The sequence below is a fragment of the Morganella sp. Je.2.23 genome, from assembly GCF_051129855.1.
In the GTDB taxonomy this organism is placed as follows: domain Bacteria; phylum Pseudomonadota; class Gammaproteobacteria; order Enterobacterales; family Enterobacteriaceae; genus Morganella; species Morganella sibonii.
On sequence record NZ_JBCPSQ010000003.1, the window covers coordinates 137,718 to 154,985 of the forward strand.

General features: G+C 48.4%; 11 protein-coding genes. 8 read left to right on the forward strand and 3 right to left on the reverse strand.

Going from position 1 to position 17,268, the window contains the following annotated elements; translation table 11 throughout:
• Positions 1–4 precede the first annotated feature (4 nt).
• Positions 5–2,311, reverse strand: a complete 2,307-nt coding sequence (gene xdhA / locus AAZR23_RS12905) for a xanthine dehydrogenase molybdenum-binding subunit XdhA (RefSeq protein ID WP_434693024.1) — start codon at positions 2,309–2,311, stop codon at positions 5–7.
• A 943-nt stretch (positions 2,312–3,254) separates the two neighbouring features.
• Here xdhA and AAZR23_RS12910 point away from each other — a divergent pair.
• Both AAZR23_RS12910 and AAZR23_RS12915 read left to right on the forward strand, forming a co-directional pair.
• The gene (locus AAZR23_RS12910) at positions 3,255–3,716 is read left to right on the forward strand and encodes a hypothetical protein (RefSeq protein ID WP_046892070.1); all 462 of its coding nucleotides are present in this window, start codon (positions 3,255–3,257) and stop codon (positions 3,714–3,716) included.
• Entirely contained in the window at positions 3,713–6,973 is a 3,261-nt protein-coding gene (locus AAZR23_RS12915; protein ID WP_434693027.1) for a hypothetical protein, read from the forward strand. Before AAZR23_RS12910 ends, AAZR23_RS12915 begins: the two co-directional genes overlap by 4 nt.
• Positions 6,974–7,544: 571 nt before the next feature.
• Here the strand turns inward: AAZR23_RS12915 and AAZR23_RS12920 are convergent.
• Complete coding sequence (locus AAZR23_RS12920; RefSeq protein WP_046892072.1) at positions 7,545–8,174, reverse strand: response regulator transcription factor; 630 nt, start codon at positions 8,172–8,174, stop codon at positions 7,545–7,547.
• Between the two features lie 400 nt (positions 8,175–8,574).
• On the opposite strand from AAZR23_RS12920, the gene AAZR23_RS12925 reads away from it, so the two are divergent.
• The 4 genes from AAZR23_RS12925 to AAZR23_RS12940 all read left to right on the forward strand — a co-directional run bounded on the left by AAZR23_RS12925 (position 8,575) and on the right by AAZR23_RS12940 (position 13,126).
• The gene (locus tag AAZR23_RS12925) at positions 8,575–9,573 is read left to right on the forward strand and encodes a LacI family DNA-binding transcriptional regulator (RefSeq protein ID WP_218427510.1); all 999 of its coding nucleotides are present in this window, start codon (positions 8,575–8,577) and stop codon (positions 9,571–9,573) included.
• Between the two features lie 762 nt (positions 9,574–10,335).
• Positions 10,336–11,253 carry an EamA family transporter RarD gene (gene rarD / locus AAZR23_RS12930; RefSeq protein WP_371005538.1) on the forward strand — a complete coding sequence of 306 codons (918 nt, stop codon included), beginning with the start codon at positions 10,336–10,338 and terminating at the stop codon, positions 11,251–11,253.
• A 91-nt stretch (positions 11,254–11,344) separates the two neighbouring features.
• Positions 11,345–12,523: a formate-dependent phosphoribosylglycinamide formyltransferase gene (gene purT, locus AAZR23_RS12935; protein ID WP_434693031.1), complete on the forward strand. Its 1,179-nt coding sequence runs from the start codon at positions 11,345–11,347 to the stop codon at positions 12,521–12,523.
• A 90-nt stretch (positions 12,524–12,613) separates the two neighbouring features.
• On the forward strand, positions 12,614–13,126 hold the full coding sequence (locus AAZR23_RS12940; protein ID WP_243846705.1) for a WG repeat-containing protein: 513 nt from the start codon (positions 12,614–12,616) through the stop codon (positions 13,124–13,126).
• On the opposite strand, the gene AAZR23_RS12945 is transcribed toward AAZR23_RS12940, so the two are convergent.
• Positions 13,121–13,636, reverse strand: a complete 516-nt coding sequence (locus AAZR23_RS12945) for a DUF3592 domain-containing protein (RefSeq protein WP_046892076.1) — start codon at positions 13,634–13,636, stop codon at positions 13,121–13,123. The genes AAZR23_RS12940 and AAZR23_RS12945 overlap by 6 nt on opposite strands.
• 344 nt (positions 13,637–13,980) lie before the next feature.
• Between AAZR23_RS12945 and AAZR23_RS12950 the strand changes: the two genes are divergently transcribed.
• Together AAZR23_RS12950 and yjiA are read left to right on the forward strand one after the other, a co-directional pair.
• Positions 13,981–16,131, forward strand: a complete 2,151-nt coding sequence (locus AAZR23_RS12950) for a carbon starvation CstA family protein (RefSeq protein ID WP_046892077.1) — start codon at positions 13,981–13,983, stop codon at positions 16,129–16,131.
• Positions 16,132–16,270: 139 nt separating this feature from the next.
• Entirely contained in the window at positions 16,271–17,230 is a 960-nt protein-coding gene (yjiA, locus tag AAZR23_RS12955) for a GTPase (protein ID WP_052927130.1), read from the forward strand.
• Positions 17,231–17,268 lie beyond the last annotated feature (38 nt).

The following is a 17,268-nucleotide window of genomic DNA, read 5'->3' on the forward strand; positions in this document are numbered from 1 at the left end:
GCAGTTACCCCCTGATAAGCCCGGCATTGACAAATTCCCGGTACAGCCGTTTTGGTGTCAGCGGGATAGTATTGACAGAAATCCCCGTCGCCATGCGCAGGGCATTACGGATAGCGGCCGCCGGTGAAATAATCGGCGGTTCGCCCAGGGATTTATGGCCGTAGGCGGACTGCGGCTCGTAGGTTTCGACAAACCCGCACTCCAGATCCGGCAGGTCAACCATGGTCGGCATCTTGTAGTCGAGCAGATTCGGGTTATGGACAACCCCGGATTTTTCGTTGATCAGCATCTCTTCAAACAACGCCCAGCCAATCCCCATTCCCATCCCGCCGTGAACCTGGCCTTCTGCCAGCTGCGGATTCAGAATACGGCCGGAGTCGTGCATATTAATGATCCGGTTAATGGTTATCTGACACATCGGAATATCCACGGTGATATCCACAAAGGTACAGCCGAACGCCGGCGGGTTGGTCTGTGTTTTGTGAGAGGATTCTGCAGAGAGCTGACCGCCGATCTCCTGATGATAAAAACTGTGCATGGCCACTTCCGCGACGGTGGTGACAACCACATCCGGCTGTGCCTCAAGCACCACATTGCCGTCCAGAATCGTCATATTAAAGGCGGCCTGATGTGTCATCAGCGAGGCGTGATCGAGAATTTTCTGCCGCAGTGACAGCGCCGCTTCTTTCAGTGCCGGTGCGGTGACATAACTCTGCCGTGACGCGAAGGCGCCGGGATCAAACGGGGTGATATCGGTATCCTGGGTGGAGATCATCTGAATGGTACAGACCGGCACACCGAGGGTTTCCGCCACCATCTGTGAGAACACGGTATCCGAGCCCTGACCGATCTCCGTTGCGCCGACCTGCACATTGATATTGCCGTCCTGGTTCATCAGCAGACGGGCACTGGCGATTTCCACGCCGACCGGATAGGTATTGGACGAATAACTGAAGCAGGCCACGCCGACACCCCGGCGGATATCCCCGCGTGTTGCCAGTGCTTCTGCTTTACGTTCATCCCAGCCGAACAATTCTTTACCGCGCTCCAGGCACTCAATCAGCCCTGCACTGTAAATGGTTTTTTTATTAACCGGATTACAGTCTCCTGACCGTGCCGCATTGCGCAGACGGATATCCACCGGGTCGATATTCAGCTGTGCGGCGGCATCATCCATCAGGCATTCAAGAGCAAACGTGACCTGCGGGGCACCGTAGCCGCGCATTGCCCCCGCTGACGGGTAGTTGGTATAGACGGTGGCGGCGGAATAGCCGTAATCACAGCGCGGATAAAGATACGGGATCTTATTACCGCCGGCGGCGGCAATTGAGTGTCCGTGAGAGGCATAGCCGCCGGTATTGGACAGCACATCAAGATTATAGCCGTTCAGGGTGCCGTCGGCGCTCAGTCCCATTTCCGCATCGATATGAAAGGCGTGACGGGTGCGGGAGGCAAAGAAACACTCTTCGCGGCTCAGTTCCACTTTCACCGGAATACCGCCGAGTTTCAGGGTCAGCCAGGCTGCCATCGGCTCTTCCAGCACATCCTGTTTATTGCCGAATCCCCCGCCGATATAAGGCTTAATCACCCTGATGTGCGACCACGGTATATCCAGCGCCTGGCCTGTCACACGACGGACAATGTGCGGGATTTGTGTGCTCGACACCACGGAAATCTTATTATCCGCTTCCTGCCAGGCATAACAGGTGACGCCTTCCATATGGCAGTGCTGGACAACCGGGGTATCAAAATGGCCGCGGAACTGAAACGGCGACTGACTGACTGTCGCTCTGGCACTTTCCGCATTGATGGCTGTGCGTTTCAGCAGGTTACCGCTGCTGTGGATTGGCGGGGCACCGTCGGCCAGCGCCGCTGCCGGTGAGGTGATAACCGGCAGTTCGTCATAAGTGACGCTGACAAGCGCCGCCGCTTTTTCGGCGGTCAGTTCATCGCGGGCAACCACAATCGCCACACCATCACCGTGATGGCGCACATGGCGGTTCAGCAGCAGGCGGTCTGCCACATCCCGTTTCGACGGTTCCAGGGACCAGGCGTGACCGGCGGTGGCGAACGGGATCTGCGGTACGTCATCACAGGTAAATACCGCGACCACGCCCGGCATGGCCAGCGCCCGGGAGGTATCAACGGAGGTCACTGTCCCGTGAGCAATAGTGCTGCGGACATATTTGGCGTAGTGCATACCCGGCATCGGCAGATCATCCGTGTAGCGCGCCCGCCCTGATGTTTTGCTCAGGGCATCAACGCGCAGGTACGGTGTACCCAGCACGCGTTTTCCGACTGCTTCAGACATTATTATTTCTCCGGTTTCAGGAAAAAGTAAGCATGTACAAAAACAAGCAATAAATACGCCAGCAAAGAGAAAAACAGTAAGTTATCGGGGGATTTGTGACTGAGGTAAAAAAAATAAGAGGAGCAGGCAGGGAACAGCGGATTTTCCTGCCGGTCTTTCTCTCATATTGAGAGAAATATATATCTGAATTGATAATTTCGGGAGGACTGAGAAGCAGAATGATAATTTACAGTTTGATAGTGTTACTAATCATATTATGTGTAATAAACCTGATAAATTCTGTCACTTTTTAATTATGAGGAGATAATAGATTGCTAAGAAAATAATGATAGTAATCAGCCTGAAAAAGGAACTGAATCCCGCTCGCATAATTGAAAAAAAGAGAATCCATAACAGGATAATTCATTTATACTTCTGCAAATCATCTCGGATAACAGCCGGTTATCTGTTTATTCTGTAAGTGTCATTTTATTTTCGTATTTACAGAATGGTTGTCTGCGGCTGTTAATCGATTTTATCCGTGAATAAGATATAATGCCGCTTCCGGTACAATTATGCCCCTATTCTTTTTCTGACATACGGATACCGGTTGATACTTATTTTTAAGAATTGTTACAGGCTGTCCGGTAAATGTCCGGGACGGTTTTGTACAGTAAACTGACTAATTTATGTTCTCGGCCTGTGATAAACAGACAGGCAGAACAGAATAATAACGACGCCAAATCGTTGACGCTGACAAGCGCGGAAATTCAGATTGTGCGGCTGCAGTAAGGTGTTCGGATAACAAAAAACGAATAGTTCAGACTCGCCCGCGACGTAGTGTATGTTACATAAGCCTGAGTTGTGACACGTCAGAGTTTATTTTCCCAGGCTCTGGCTATACAATTGGTGCCTATTTTTGCACAACGCAGCAGTGGCCAAATTATTTCTCTAAGGTGAAACTATGTTATCCAAGACAGCACTGAACAAAATGGCGGGGATACTCCTGTTAGGAGGCGTTGTAACCCTGTCCGGCTGTTCATTAATGACACCCCCTGCGCCGAAGCCTGCGGCACAACCGGTTCAGCCGGTAATGCAGGAGCCGGTGAGAACAACAGCACCTTTGCCAAAACCTGAATTACAGCAACCTTCCGGACAGATTTCGCCTGAGCTGAGTATGTGTGTCAAAGAACTCGATTCGCTCAAAACTATCTCTCCGAAAGATTACAGTCAGATGGTCGCCGGTTTCAGTGAAATCAGCCAGATCAACAGGCTGTATCGTCAGCTCGAAAGAACCGCCAGCCCGGATACGCTTAAATTACTGAAAATGTCGATTGAAGCGAAAACCAAAGTGATGTGCGCGCAGGTTCGTTATTATTCTGTTCTGTCTATTGAGAATACCCTGGAGAAGGTTAACGGGTTATGAGACTGAACATTAGGTTGTGTATTACTGTCGCGTTATTTGCGGCAGTGCAACCGGCAACTGCATCTGAATTTAATCAGGTTATCGAAGATTTTGACCGTTATATTCAGACTGAAAAAGAATCAGGCAATTTTCCGGTATCAGTAAAGCAACCTAACAGGCAACCCGAAAGACGGGTTACACCGGCAGTAAAAAAGGCAGGGAAAGCCACTCAGTCACAGCGTAAGCGCGAACATAGTACCGTCCGCACAGAAAAACGCACGGTTTCATCCGTGCAGGAACGCAGCACAACGACCCCGGTATCCGTACCGGCACAATGCGAAACCATTGTGGTCAGGGAACCGGTTGTTGTGACAAATCCTGTTCCGGTCGGATATCCGCAGTGGTCACCGGCTTATCTGATTCGCGACAGCCAGAAATGGAGCGGGAAACACCGGGGGTTTGTGTTCTCACCTGTTCCCGGCCGTATGACCTCCTCACTGACACTCACACCGGAAGTCCTGTTTGCCGTCCTGGGTGAACCTTTCCGTTCAATGACGTATTTCTCTGATTTACCGCTGACGGTTGCCCGTGTGCTGGAACCGCAAACCTGGTTTATCCCGTCGGACCCGCAGAAAAAACTGCGTATCACCCGCCTGAAACTACAGGATGTGAAACGCGAGCTGGCGTCATTGAACGAAAAGTACCGGAACGTTCAGCGTGATTATGAACAGGCCCTCGCCGATATTGCGAAAAAAGAGACTGAACTGAAAAGTCTGACTCTGGCAAACAATGAATTACAGGCTGCGGCACAAGGGAATAACGCCAGCCTTACCGCAGAGCTGGAAAAAAACCGGAAAACCATTGATTCACTCAATCAGCAGATAAGTGAAAACCTGGCGCGTCATGGTCAGGCGGAAAGTCAGGTGACGGTTCTGACATCAGAAAAAGCAGATCTGGAAAAACAGATCGCGGCACTGAATCAGGAAAAAGTGCAGTCAGATAAAAATCTCGCACTGCTGGCAGACAAAAATGCTGATATGGCAAACGTTATGCGCAAGCTGGCTGATCTGGAAAAACAGCTGACACAGCGGGATGCGGAAAAACAGCAGCTGAATGACAAGATTCTCGCACTGAGCGGCGAAAACAGTAAACAGAGTGATGCGCTGAAAAAAGATCTGATCACACTGACATCAGAAAAAGCGGATCTGGAAAAACAGATCGCGGCACTGAATAAAGAAAAAGCGCTGTCAGATAAAAACCGTGCACTGCTGGAAGATAAAAATGCCGATATGGCAAAAGTGGCGCAGAAGCTGACTGAGCTGGAAAAACAATTGAAAGATCAGGATGCGGAAAAACAGCTGCTGACAGCAAAACTGCAATCCCGGGAAACGGAAAACAGCAAACAGTCGGCGGATCTGAAAAAACAGATCACGACGCTGACAACGGATAAATCTGCGCTTGAAAAACAGATTGCACAGCTGGATTCAGAGAAAAGCCAGGCAGAGAAGAACCTCGCACTGCTCGCGGGTAAAAATACCGATCTTGCAAAAATTACGCAACAGCTGACGGCTACAGAAGATAAGCTGAAACAAAGCGATGCGGAGAAAAATGCGCTGGCTGCACAACTGGCTGCGCAGGGTAACGACAGTACAAAACAGGGTGCGGAACTGAAAAAAGTTCTCGATGGCCTGACGGCAGAAAAAGCCGCACTGGAAAAACAGATCACAGCACTGACGGCAGATAAAAGCTCAGCTTCAGCTAAAAATACAGAACTGCTGAATGTAAAAACAGCAGAAATGCAGAAGGCCGCAGCACAGATTGCTGATCTTGAAAAGCAGCTGAAAAAAACTGAGGCAGAAAAACAGCTGGCCGCGCTTGAGTTATTGCAAAAAACGACCTATAACCAGCAACTGAATACACAACTGCAAAAAAATCTGACGGCACTGACCGCAGATAAAGTGGCACTGACCGGACAAATCTCCCGGCTGACAGAAGCGCAGGCACAGGCTGAGAAAAATATTGCACAGCTGAGCAATAAAAATGCGGATATGGCCAAAATGGTTCAGCAGCTTAATGCGCTGGAACAGCAACTGAAACAGCGTGATGCAGAAAAACAGAAACTGGCAGATCAGCTGGCAAGTCAGAATAAAGACGCTGCAGCACAGAGCGATAAGCTGAAAAAAGAACTCAGCACGCTGGCTGCTGATAAAACAGCGCTGGAAAAACAGATCTCACAGCTGGACGCCAAAAACAGCGGTAATGCAAAATTAACTGCTCAGTTGCAGACACTGGAAAAAGAATTACAGCAGCGTGAAGCGGATAAGCTTAAGCTGACGGCACAGTTACAGAGCAGTGAGGCGGATAATATCCGTCAGCGGGATAATCTGAAAAAAGAAGTGTCCGTACTGACGGTGGATAAAGCGACGCTTGAACAAAAAATTGCGCAGCTGACGGCGGATAAACAATTGTTGTCGTCAAAAGTATCCGGTTCAGATAAAGAGAATAGTGCTGTTCAGGATGATAACGCCGGGCTGAATAAAAAATTAGCCGCAGAACAGCAGCGGACCGCTCAGCTGGATAAAGCGTTAAAAGAAAAAACGCAGCAGATTGAAGCTATGGCGAAATCAGATGCGGAATTAACCAGGCTGAATGCTCAGCTTGATAGTCAGAAAAAATTGCTGGCAGATAAAGATGCTGAACTCACCAAAGCCACTGCGAAGCTGAAGGAAAATGCGGAGCTCTCAGCGAAATATACAGCATTACAGAAAGAAATAGATAAGCAGAAAGCGGTTGTCAGTACACAGCGGGCTGAAAATACTAATCTGAATACGCAGATTGCAAAAGCAGAAGAAAAGAATAAAGCGGTGGTCGCTTATACTAATCAGCAGGTTGGTGAACTGAATAAACGGAAAAATCAGGAATTGGTTGCCCGGCTGGAGCGGCAGAATTACGCTAAAATGACACCGAACGTGTATTACCGCATCACCAAACAGGGACAAAAATATAAAGCCCTGAAAGATAAAACTATCACGTTTGCAATGCATGAAGAGTTAACTAACGGTAAAGTGACGGTTTCGCATCCTGTAAACGCACCTGCGGTTATCCCGTTCAGTGAATTACCGGGTGATCTGGCAAAATTCGTTGCTCTTGTGGGAGCCGGCGGCTCTGTGGACGTTTATATTAAACCGGAAGGGGGCTATGGTGTTGAAGGTATTCCGGGACAGGTCCCGCCGAATTCAATGTCTATTATCAAACTGAATGTGCTGAAAATAGAATAATCCGGTCACTATGTAAATACTGAAAGCATCCTGCAACGGATGCTTTTTTTATAGAGAATGATTGCAGAAAAGGAAACAATACAGGAAATAACAGCGAAGGTATCATTGTTGCTGATCAGTAACGTCAGCATAAATGTACTCAGAAGAGAAGGGGATAAACAGAGAGAGTAATTTCAGGCAGGGTATGACATCTTTTTACTTACCACGAGGGCAGAATACGTTGCATCCTATTTGTAACAAAATATTAAAATGAGTACATTGGCATTAAATTCTGTTAATTAAGTTTTATATCTTTATTGCAGCCTTTCATGGCCCATTACATCCGGCTTTCCGGAATATGTGACTACCAGTATGTGTTATTAATATTTGAGCAAGACCCTGGTGGATCATCACTATATTACAAATTGTCACTAATGGTAACAAAATTGCAAACCGGAATATGGTAACAATGAAACTCTGTATTAACAGTGAAGCATCAGAAGCAGTTAAGTAAGCAAAAAAAGGTAAAATCATCGGTATTTTTATTAACTACAAAAATGAAATATATAAGACATTATAAAACCGGAAATACTCAGACTGAATCTGAATAGTTTTTATAAAAATCATATTCCTGAACCAGCTGCGGTAATGATTTAATGCGCAGTTTGGTATACATATTAGAACGATGTACTTCAACAGTACGCGGAGACAGTGACAATTTCTGAGCCGCTTCTTTGCTGGTATTTCCTTCCAGAATCATATCCATGACTTCTTTTTCACGGGCGGATAACTTACTGAATTTATCCTTAAGGCGCTGATAGGTATGGTATTTATTGAGACTTTTTTCATACTGATGAAACGCATCGTGAATTGCATTAACTAACAACTCAGAGTTAATTGGTTTTTTGAAAAATTCCAGAATACCGGCTTTAAATGCCCGGCGGCAGGTTTCAAAAGACGGATAGGCCGTGATGACAATGACCGGGATAATACTTCTCAGACGTTTAAGTTCATCAATAAGATAGAATGCTTCAGCAGATGATTCTCCGACCTCCAGAATAATACATTCACGGGCATGTTCTTTTGGTGTATTGATGTAATACTTCAGAAAAGTTTGCTCAGATGAATAAGATTTTACTTCGCAATTCATATCGTCAAGCATAAAATTGATATTGTTGCTTGGCAAATCCGCACAATTGATTAAATGGATAACAGCATCCATAAGTTACTCCTTAATTAAAATAGAAAACAGAAATAAAGTGATATTAATGGATAAAAATAAGGGAATAATTACTTAAGCTTATCTACAAAAATTTTGAGTATTGTAGATAAAATAACGTCGATAAAATGTTTAAATGGATAAGTAAATTTCATTGCTTAATCGGTGTGTTTTGGAGCAGCAAAGCCACAGCAATGTAGTGGTTTTTTTTGTTTTATCTTTATAAAATAAAGGGTTAGGTTTGTTTTTGTATCGTTTCATTTAGGGTTTAACAGGACTTTTTATGAAATAAACATTTACATTTGCCCTTGGGGTTAAAGACGTAATATGTTATAAGTGTCAGTTCATGTTTTTCTTTTTTTTCTTACTACAGAACAAACACTTATTTTCTACTGACAATAATATGGCATCACTGAAAGATGTTGCCCGGATGGCATCAGTCTCACTGATGACTGTTTCAAGGGCGATAAATAATCCTGATTTACTGAAGCCTGAGACGTTGAAACAGGTTCAGCATGCTATTGATGTTCTGAATTATGTGCCGGATTTATCAGCCCGTAAAATCAGAGGTAAAAATACAAATTTGTCATGCGTGGGTGTATTAGCAATCGGTACAGCCTCAGCACCATTTTCTGTCGAAATACTGCTTGCTATTGAACAGTGTGCAGAAAAATACGGCTGGGACAGTTTTGTTGTTAATATCCCGTCCGGAGATGAACTGACCCGCGCAGCCCGTCAAATTCTTTCCCGCCGTCCCGACGGTATTATTATCACCGGTGCACAACTCTGTGAGATAAACATCCCTGAGTTACTCCGCGATAAAAAACTGGTATTAACAAATTGCTTTGACCCCGGTAACCGCGTATTACCGGCCTATATTCCGGATGATTACCATGGCCAGTATGATGCGACTGAATATCTTATTCAGCGGGGTTACCGCCGTCCGCTTTGTCTCTGGCCGCCTGCAGAATGCCTTTCATCCGGTTTGCGCCGGGATGCGGTTCAGCATGCGTGGCTGAATGCGGGGTTGTCAGTAAGTCAGTTGATCCAGCACAACATGGCATTATCCGATATCCATTACCGGGATGTTGTAACACTGATAGATCATTACACGGAAGGTAACTCTCCGTTATTTGACTGCATTATCTGCGGTAATGACCAGATAGCCTTTGTGGCGTATCAGGTGTTATTAACCCGCGGTATTTCTATTCCGGAACAGGCCGGTGTCCTCGGCTTTGAAAATATGGCCGGCACAGGTGAATTTTTTTATCCCCCGCTGACAACTATCCGCTCTCCGTATCACCTGCTGGGTGAAACGGCGGCACTGCATCTTATTGAAGAACGGGAACCATCCGGGATGACTTATGTCCCCTGCCGGATACTCAGCAGAGATTCTCTCTGACACTCCGGTGTCTCCGTTATCCTTTCTCTTTTTTACCTGCATTTGCCTGTTCCCGTTTGGTTAATTTTTTTAATTAACCCAAAGGGGGCTGCCGGAGAAAATCAGTGCACTGCTATTTTTGCAATTACGGATTTATCTGTTGCTTTGAGCGCAACATTAAGTATTAATTCCGTCCGGGCTAAACACAAAACTTTTAATTGCATACTTTAATGTTGTTTCTTTGTTTTTGACTCTAAAAGAGGTAGTTATTATTACTTATCTCTTAATGTTAACGTTAAAATAATCAATTAAAAAAAGGAAACGACATTTTTCAGAGACAAAGCTACCGCACGAAAAATTTTTCAATCTCCGGAGGTAAATGTCTGATGTGTTACTCTGTTTGTCATTAAAATGAACATTAAATGATTATTTATCTTTTATCATCAATACATTATGAATGACTCTGATTTTAAGGGTATAAAAAATCAGGGGATCTATCTAGCTATAACTACTCAAAGTTAACGTTAACATCAAATATTAGGAATTATACCCAAAAACGGACTGTTAATAATACTTATTATGTTAACGTTACCAGTTTGAAAATCAAGCGAAATTGATATTTCATAGTTATAACTGCGTGGTAAATGTATCGGTCCCGGTGAATATAATATGACGTGTCCGGAGTCAAACTGAGGCAGGTAATAAATTGAGCAGGCTCATGGGATTTTTAAGGCAGGGGGGTATGATAACCATAACATAATGATAAACAGGACTGGCTGAACCATGTTTTTACGATCCGGCGCAATGCTGGCGATTTTTTCTTATTTTCTCTGGGGGATCACTCCGCTTTTTTACCGCCTGCTGCCCGGTGCGCAGCCCGCAGAGTTGTTATCCCAGCGTGTTCTCTGGTCAATTCCGCTGCTATTGTTTGTTCGTGTCTTTTTAAAAAACCGTACCCGGATAAAAGCGGTATGGGAGGATAAGCGTTCATTGCTTCTCTGTTTGCTCAGTACCAGTGTGATGGCGATATCCTGGTGCACGTTTACCTACTCAATGACACATGATTTGGTGCTGGAAGCCAGTATGGGGTATTTCATTACGCCGCTGTGTTCTATTTTACTGGGCGTGACTTTCCTGCATGAACGACTGAAACCGGCAGAAAAAACGGCACTGATTTTTGTCTGCGCCGGTGTCGGTTATCAGCTTTATCAGTATGGCAGCCTGCCGAAACTGGCACTGATAATGGGGTCCGCTTTTGCGCTTTACGGGTTTATCCGCAAATTTATCCGCTATGATCTGACGACCTCACTGCTGATTGAAAGCCTCTGGCTGCTGCCGGTGGCGATTGCACTGTATTTCTGGCCGGCAGGCAGCGGAACGGGCACGTTCAGCACAGCGGATACCTTTACCCGCATCTGCTTTATTCTGACAGCGCCTGTCACACTGCTGCCGCTGTTGTTCTTCACGGCGGCGGTGCGTTCCACCACACTGACGACGATTGGCCTGGCGCAGTATCTGGAGCCGACCATTCAGTTCCTGCTGGCGGTATTCCTCTTTAATGAGCATTTTGATTCCGTGAAAGGTGTCAGCTTCTCATTAATCTGGCTGGGATTACTGTTTTGTATTCTGTCGCTTATCCGCCATCACCGGAAAAATACGGCTAAAGCCGCTCTGGGGATACGATCCCGCCGATCACTGTGATGGCCGGTTATCTGCTTATTTCGTGACTAAGGCAAACGATTGCGTATATAATGGCGCGCAATTTTCCGGTATTCATGAACAGGTGACAGTGATGACAACATTAGGTACGGCATTACGCCCGGGTGCAACAAAGGTGATGTTGCTGGGTGCAGGTGAACTGGGTAAAGAAGTGGCGATTGAGTGTCAGCGCCTCGGTATTGAGGTGATCGCGGTGGATCGTTACGACAATGCACCGGCGATGCATATCGCGCACCGCCGCTATGTGATCAATATGCTGGATGGCGCGGAACTGGAAGCGGTTATCCGGAAAGAACAGCCTGATCATATTGTGCCGGAAATAGAAGCCATTGCGACAGACACGCTGTACCGGCTTGAGCAGGAAGGTTTTCATGTTGTGCCCTGCGCCAATGCGGTAAAACTGACGATGAACCGTGAAGGTATCCGCCGCCTGGCCGCAGAAGAACTGGGGCTGATGACATCAGAATACCGTTTTGCCGATGATGAGGCGTCTTTTATCCGCGCCGCCGGTGAAATCGGATTTCCCTGTATTATCAAACCGGTGATGAGTTCATCGGGTAAAGGGCAGAGCATCATCCGTGATGAAAGTACACTGCATGATGCCTGGCTTGCATCCCAGGAGGCAGGGCGTGCCGGGAAAGGGCGGGTTATTGTCGAGCGGATGATTGATTTTGATTATGAAATTACCCTGCTGACTGTCCGTGCGGCAGATGGTGTGCATTTCTGTGCGCCGGTCGGTCATCGTCAGGAGCGCGGGGATTACCGTGAATCCTGGCAGCCGCAGGCCATGCCGGAGACGGTTCTGGCGCGGGCGCAACAGGTGGCGGCGACTATCGTTAACGGTCTGGGCGGCTATGGTTTGTTTGGTGTCGAACTGTTTGTCCGCGGCGAGGATATCATTTTCAATGAAGTGTCTCCGCGTCCCCACGATACCGGACTGGTCACGCTGATTTCACAGAATATTTCTGAATTTGCCCTGCATGTGCGGGCGTTTCTCGGGTTACCGGCCGGAGAGATAGTTCAGTACCGTCCGGCAGCCTCAGCGGTCATTCTGCCGTCACTGAGCAGTGATGATGTCCGTTACAGCGGGCTGGAACAGGCTCTGACAGGGACCGTGCAACTGCGTCTGTTTGCCAAACCGGAGATTGACGGCCACCGGCGCATGGGCGTGGCGCTGGCACTGGCACCGACCGTACAGGAAGCGGTGGCGGCGGCAAAACAGGCAGCGGCGTCGGTGGTCGTCACCGGCTGACCGGGGTAATATCGGTGATGGCCTTCCCGTATATATCCCGTATATAAAGAGGAAGGCATCACAGACCGTGGTCAGGCAGAGGAATAACCGATGAAATGCAGAATACCGGGAATCGTATTTGTGATGTTGCTGCCGCTGACCGCGTTTGCCGGTACGGATGTGCAGGCAGAAAAAGCCCGCGGCTGGGTGCGGGCACATGCGGAAAACCCTGACGATGCAGATAATTGTTTCAGGCCGGAAAATCCGTATCAGCTCTGTCTGTATCAGGATAAGAAGAGCTACGGCTTTCATTTTAAGGATGTCTCGCTTCAGGAGCCTTATGAGCCGTATTTTTTCGATAACGGGCCGGATTATGCGTCAGAAGGGCGATACAGGATAAAGATCGGCGATAAAATCGGCTTCGCGGACAGCGCAACCGGGAAACTGGTGATTCCGGCGATTTATGACTGTGCGCATCCTTATAAGAATGGTGTGGCAGAGGTCGGTGTGCGCTGTGTGACAAAAGGGGACGGCGAACACTCCTGGTGGACCGGCGGCCGCTGGTTCCGTATCGATACCAATGGCCTGATCACCGGATTTGACCGGACGCCCCTCCCGTTATGACGGACTGCCGTAACGGCGGCGTGCGAGAATACGCAGCCGCCGGCTGTGCAGAATATAGGTCACCAGCAGAATAAAGGCGATCACACTCCAGACAATGATTTCACCGTAACGCGCACCGAAGTCTGCAATCTGCGCTTTTCCCGGATTATCTTTCTGATAATAAACACCAATCGGGCCATTTTCGCACTGCGTCTGACATAACAGATGATCCGGTGAGGTAAATGTCACGATTTTATTATCCGCCGTCACGAATTTCACCACCGGCCAGCCAACCAGCTGCTGCCCTGAACGGGTATCGCGCACTTCTGTTTTCAGGTAACCGGTTATCTGCCCGTCCGCATAGACATCGTTCTGTTGTGTCTGCCATGTCTGATAAATGATAAAGCCGGCCAGAAAAAGCACACTGAACGTCAGCAGGCGGAGAACACGCTGAAACAGCATATTACGTTGTGTCTGCTTATCGGCATAAGCACGGAGATTGCCGGAAGGTGTGCCGGATTTTTTAGTCATATCGGTTACGGTCTTCTGTCGGTTTCTGGTCATAAATTACGGAGAAAAACGGATAAAATCACAGTTTCATAAAAAATTAACAAAAAGCATGAAAAAATTTAAAAAACATAACGTTAACCCGATCACAAATTTTACCGCTCCGGGGGACGGATAAAACCGCCCGGCGGCAAAAAGTGACCGCTTAATCGGCTATATAACCGCTTACGGGATAATCCCCGTTTCCCGCCTTGATTTTCCTATCATAAAACACACTTGCAGGAAGTTTCTATTTTATTCGGGCTGAAACACTTTTTCCGTACGGATACGGATCATTTTGATTATCACAGTCACATTTAAGGTGCGTTATGAACTCTAATCGCTTATTTAAGCACATACCCTGGTTTATCCTGGGGATTATAGGTGCTTTCTGTCTCGGCGTTGTGGCTTTACGCCGCGGCGAGCATGTCAGTGCATTATGGATCATTGTTGCATCGATATCAGTCTATCTGGTGGCGTACCGCTACTACAGTCTGTATATCGCAACAAAGGTTATGAAACTGGACCCGACCCGGTCAACACCGGCGGTCATCAATAATGATGGTCTGAACTATGTTCCGACTAACCGTAACGTTCTGTTCGGTCACCACTTTGCCGCGATCGCCGGTGCGGGTCCGTTAGTCGGGCCGGTACTTGCCGCACAGATGGGGTATCTGCCGGGCACACTCTGGCTGCTGGCCGGTGTGGTACTGGCTGGGGCGGTACAGGACTTTATGGTGCTGTTTATCTCCTCGCGCCGTAACGGTGCATCTCTGGGTGAGATTGTTAAAGAAGAGATGGGAACCGTGCCGGGCACTATCGCGCTCTTCGGCTGTTTCCTGATTATGATCATCATCCTCGCCGTGCTGGCCCTGATTGTGGTGAAAGCACTGGCAGAAAGTCCGTGGGGTGTGTTCACCGTCGTATCGACCGTACCGATTGCCCTGTTTATGGGGATCTACATGCGCTATCTCCGGCCGGGACGGGTTGGTGAAGTGTCTGTCATCGGTATTGTGCTGCTGGTTGCCGCTATCTGGTTCGGTGGCGTGATTGCCGCAGACCCGTACTGGGGCCCTGCGCTGACCTTTAAAGATACCACGATCACGTATGCGCTGATCGGCTATGCGTTTGTTTCCGCACTGCTGCCGGTGTGGCTGATTCTGGCACCGCGTGACTACCTGGCGACCTTCCTGAAAATCGGGGTTATCGTCGGTCTGGCAGTGGGTATCGTTATCCTTAACCCTGACCTGAAAATGCCGGCAATGACACAGTTCGTTGACGGAACCGGTCCGGTCTGGAAAGGTGCTCTGTTCCCGTTCCTGTTTATTACCATTGCCTGTGGTGCGGTTTCCGGCTTCCATGCCCTGATTGCATCCGGTACCACACCGAAACTGCTGGCCTGTGAAACCGATGCCCGCTATATCGGTTACGGCGCCATGCTGATGGAATCCTTTGTGGCGGTGATGGCGCTGGTTGCAGCATCCATTATCGAACCGGGTCTCTATTTCGCGATGAACACCCCGCCTGCCGCGCTGGGTATCACCATGCCGGATCTGCATAACCTCGGCACCGCTGATGCACCGATGATCATGGCGCAGCTGAAAGATGTGACCGCGCAGGCTGCGGCAACAGTCAGTTCCTGGGGCTTTGTTATCTCGCCGGAAGAGATTTTACAGACCGCCAAAGATATCGGTGAGCCGTCTGTCCTCAACCGTGCGGGTGGTGCACCGACACTGGCGGTCGGTATCGCGCATGTGTTCCACAAAATCATTCCTGCGGCGGATATGGGCTTCTGGTATCACTTCGGTATCCTGTTTGAAGCACTGTTTATCCTGACTGCACTGGATGCGGGTACCCGTTCCGGACGCTTTATGCTCCAGGATCTGCTGGGTAACTTCGTTCCGTTCCTGAAGAAAACCGACTCCTTCATTGCCGGTGTGATCGGTACTGCCGGTTGTGTGGGTCTGTGGGGTTATCTGCTGTATCAGGGCGTGGTTGATCCGCTGGGCGGCGTTAAGAGCCTGTGGCCGCTGTTCGGTATCTCCAACCAGATGCTGGCCGCTGTTGCACTGGTTCTGTCCACCGTTGTCCTGATTAAGATGAAGCGCAGCAAATATATCTGGGTAACCACTATCCCTGCGGTATGGCTGCTGATTTGTACCACCTGGGCGCTGGGCCTGAAACTGTTCAGTGACAACCCGCAACTGGAAGGTTTCTTCTGGCTGGCAAGCGAGTACAAACGCCGCATCGCGGAAGGCGGGGCATTAACCCCTGAACAGGTTGCCAATATGCAGCACATCGTGGTGAATAACTACACCAACGCAGGGCTGAGTATTATCTTCCTGGTCGTTGTGTACAGCATCATCTTCTACGGTATCCGTACCGCGATGAAAGCAAGCAAAAATCCGGAACGTACTGACAGCGAAACACCGTATATTCCTGTTCCGGAAGAGGGAATTAAAGTCTCCTCCTCACACTGATAACAGCATGCAGTAACGCTGAAATCTCATCCCCCGTATGATGTCAGTCACATTGTGCGGGGGATATTTTTTATTATCCGTGTTATTTGTTACTCTGACAGCCTTTGTTCCGCTGTCTGTCTGTAAGAAGGACCCGATTATGCAACCTATCTCCGTGACCATTCTGACCGGTTTTCTGGGAGCCGGAAAAACCACACTGCTGCGCCATATTCTCCATGAGGAGCACGGGCAGAAAATTGCCGTGATTGAAAATGAATTCGGTGAGGTGCCGATTGATGATGAAATTATCGGTGATCGCGCCACGCAGATAAAAACCCTGAGTAACGGGTGTATCTGCTGCAGCCGCTCAAGTGAGCTGGAAGATGCATTACTCGACCTGTGTGAAAACCTGGACAGCGGTAAAATCGATTTTGACCGTCTGGTGATTGAATGCACCGGGATGGCCGACCCCGGTCCGATCACACAAACCTTTTTCTCCAATGAGAAACTGTGTGAGCGTTATGTGCTGGACGGCATTATCACGCTGGTGGATGCGGTGCATGCACAGCAGCAGCTGGATCAGTTTACTATCGCCCAGGCGCAGATCGGCTACGCAGATCGCATTCTGCTGACCAAAACAGACGTTGAGCCGGATAATGAGGCGCTGCTGGCCCGTTTGCAGCGGATTAACGCCAAAGCCCCGGTATATAAAGTGGTTAACGGTGAAATCGACATGAACCTGCTGTTTAATGTCGGCGGTTTTATGCTGGATGATAATGTGGAAATCAGCAAACCGCTGTTCCGCTTTGCGCCGAAACAGCAAAATGATATTCAGTCGCTGGTGATCACCATGGATAAACCGGTGGAAATCAGTGCGATTTCCCGCGCCATGGAAACCCTGTTACTCAGCTATGCCGATAATATGCTGCGTTACAAAGGGTTACTCTGGATTAAAGATGAGCCGCGCCGTTTATTGTTCCAGGGGGTTCAGCGCCTGTACAGTGCGGATTTTGACCGCGAATGGCGTGAGGATGATGTAAAACAGAGTGTGCTGATTTTTATCGGTATGCAGCTGCCGGAGCAGGAAATCCGCAATGCGTTTGCCACTCTGACAGCGTGATAACAGTGCTGAAAGCATGAAAAAACCGGCCGGTGCGG

Coding starts and splice junctions, on each gene's coding strand:
- AAZR23_RS12925 (WP_218427510.1), top strand. CDS start 8,575: ATGGCATCACTGAAAGATGTTGCCCGGATGGCATCAGTCTCACTGATG.
- AAZR23_RS12920 (WP_046892072.1), bottom strand. CDS start 8,174: ATGGATGCTGTTATCCATTTAATCAATTGTGCGGATTTGCCAAGCAAC.
- AAZR23_RS12915 (WP_434693027.1), top strand. CDS start 3,713: ATGAGACTGAACATTAGGTTGTGTATTACTGTCGCGTTATTTGCGGCA.
- xdhA (WP_434693024.1), bottom strand. CDS start 2,311: ATGTCTGAAGCAGTCGGAAAACGCGTGCTGGGTACACCGTACCTGCGC.
- AAZR23_RS12940 (WP_243846705.1), top strand. CDS start 12,614: ATGAAATGCAGAATACCGGGAATCGTATTTGTGATGTTGCTGCCGCTG.
- AAZR23_RS12945 (WP_046892076.1), bottom strand. CDS start 13,636: ATGACTAAAAAATCCGGCACACCTTCCGGCAATCTCCGTGCTTATGCC.
- AAZR23_RS12950 (WP_046892077.1), top strand. CDS start 13,981: ATGAACTCTAATCGCTTATTTAAGCACATACCCTGGTTTATCCTGGGG.
- rarD (WP_371005538.1), top strand. CDS start 10,336: ATGTTTTTACGATCCGGCGCAATGCTGGCGATTTTTTCTTATTTTCTC.
- yjiA (WP_052927130.1), top strand. CDS start 16,271: ATGCAACCTATCTCCGTGACCATTCTGACCGGTTTTCTGGGAGCCGGA.
- AAZR23_RS12910 (WP_046892070.1), top strand. CDS start 3,255: ATGTTATCCAAGACAGCACTGAACAAAATGGCGGGGATACTCCTGTTA.
- purT (WP_434693031.1), top strand. CDS start 11,345: ATGACAACATTAGGTACGGCATTACGCCCGGGTGCAACAAAGGTGATG.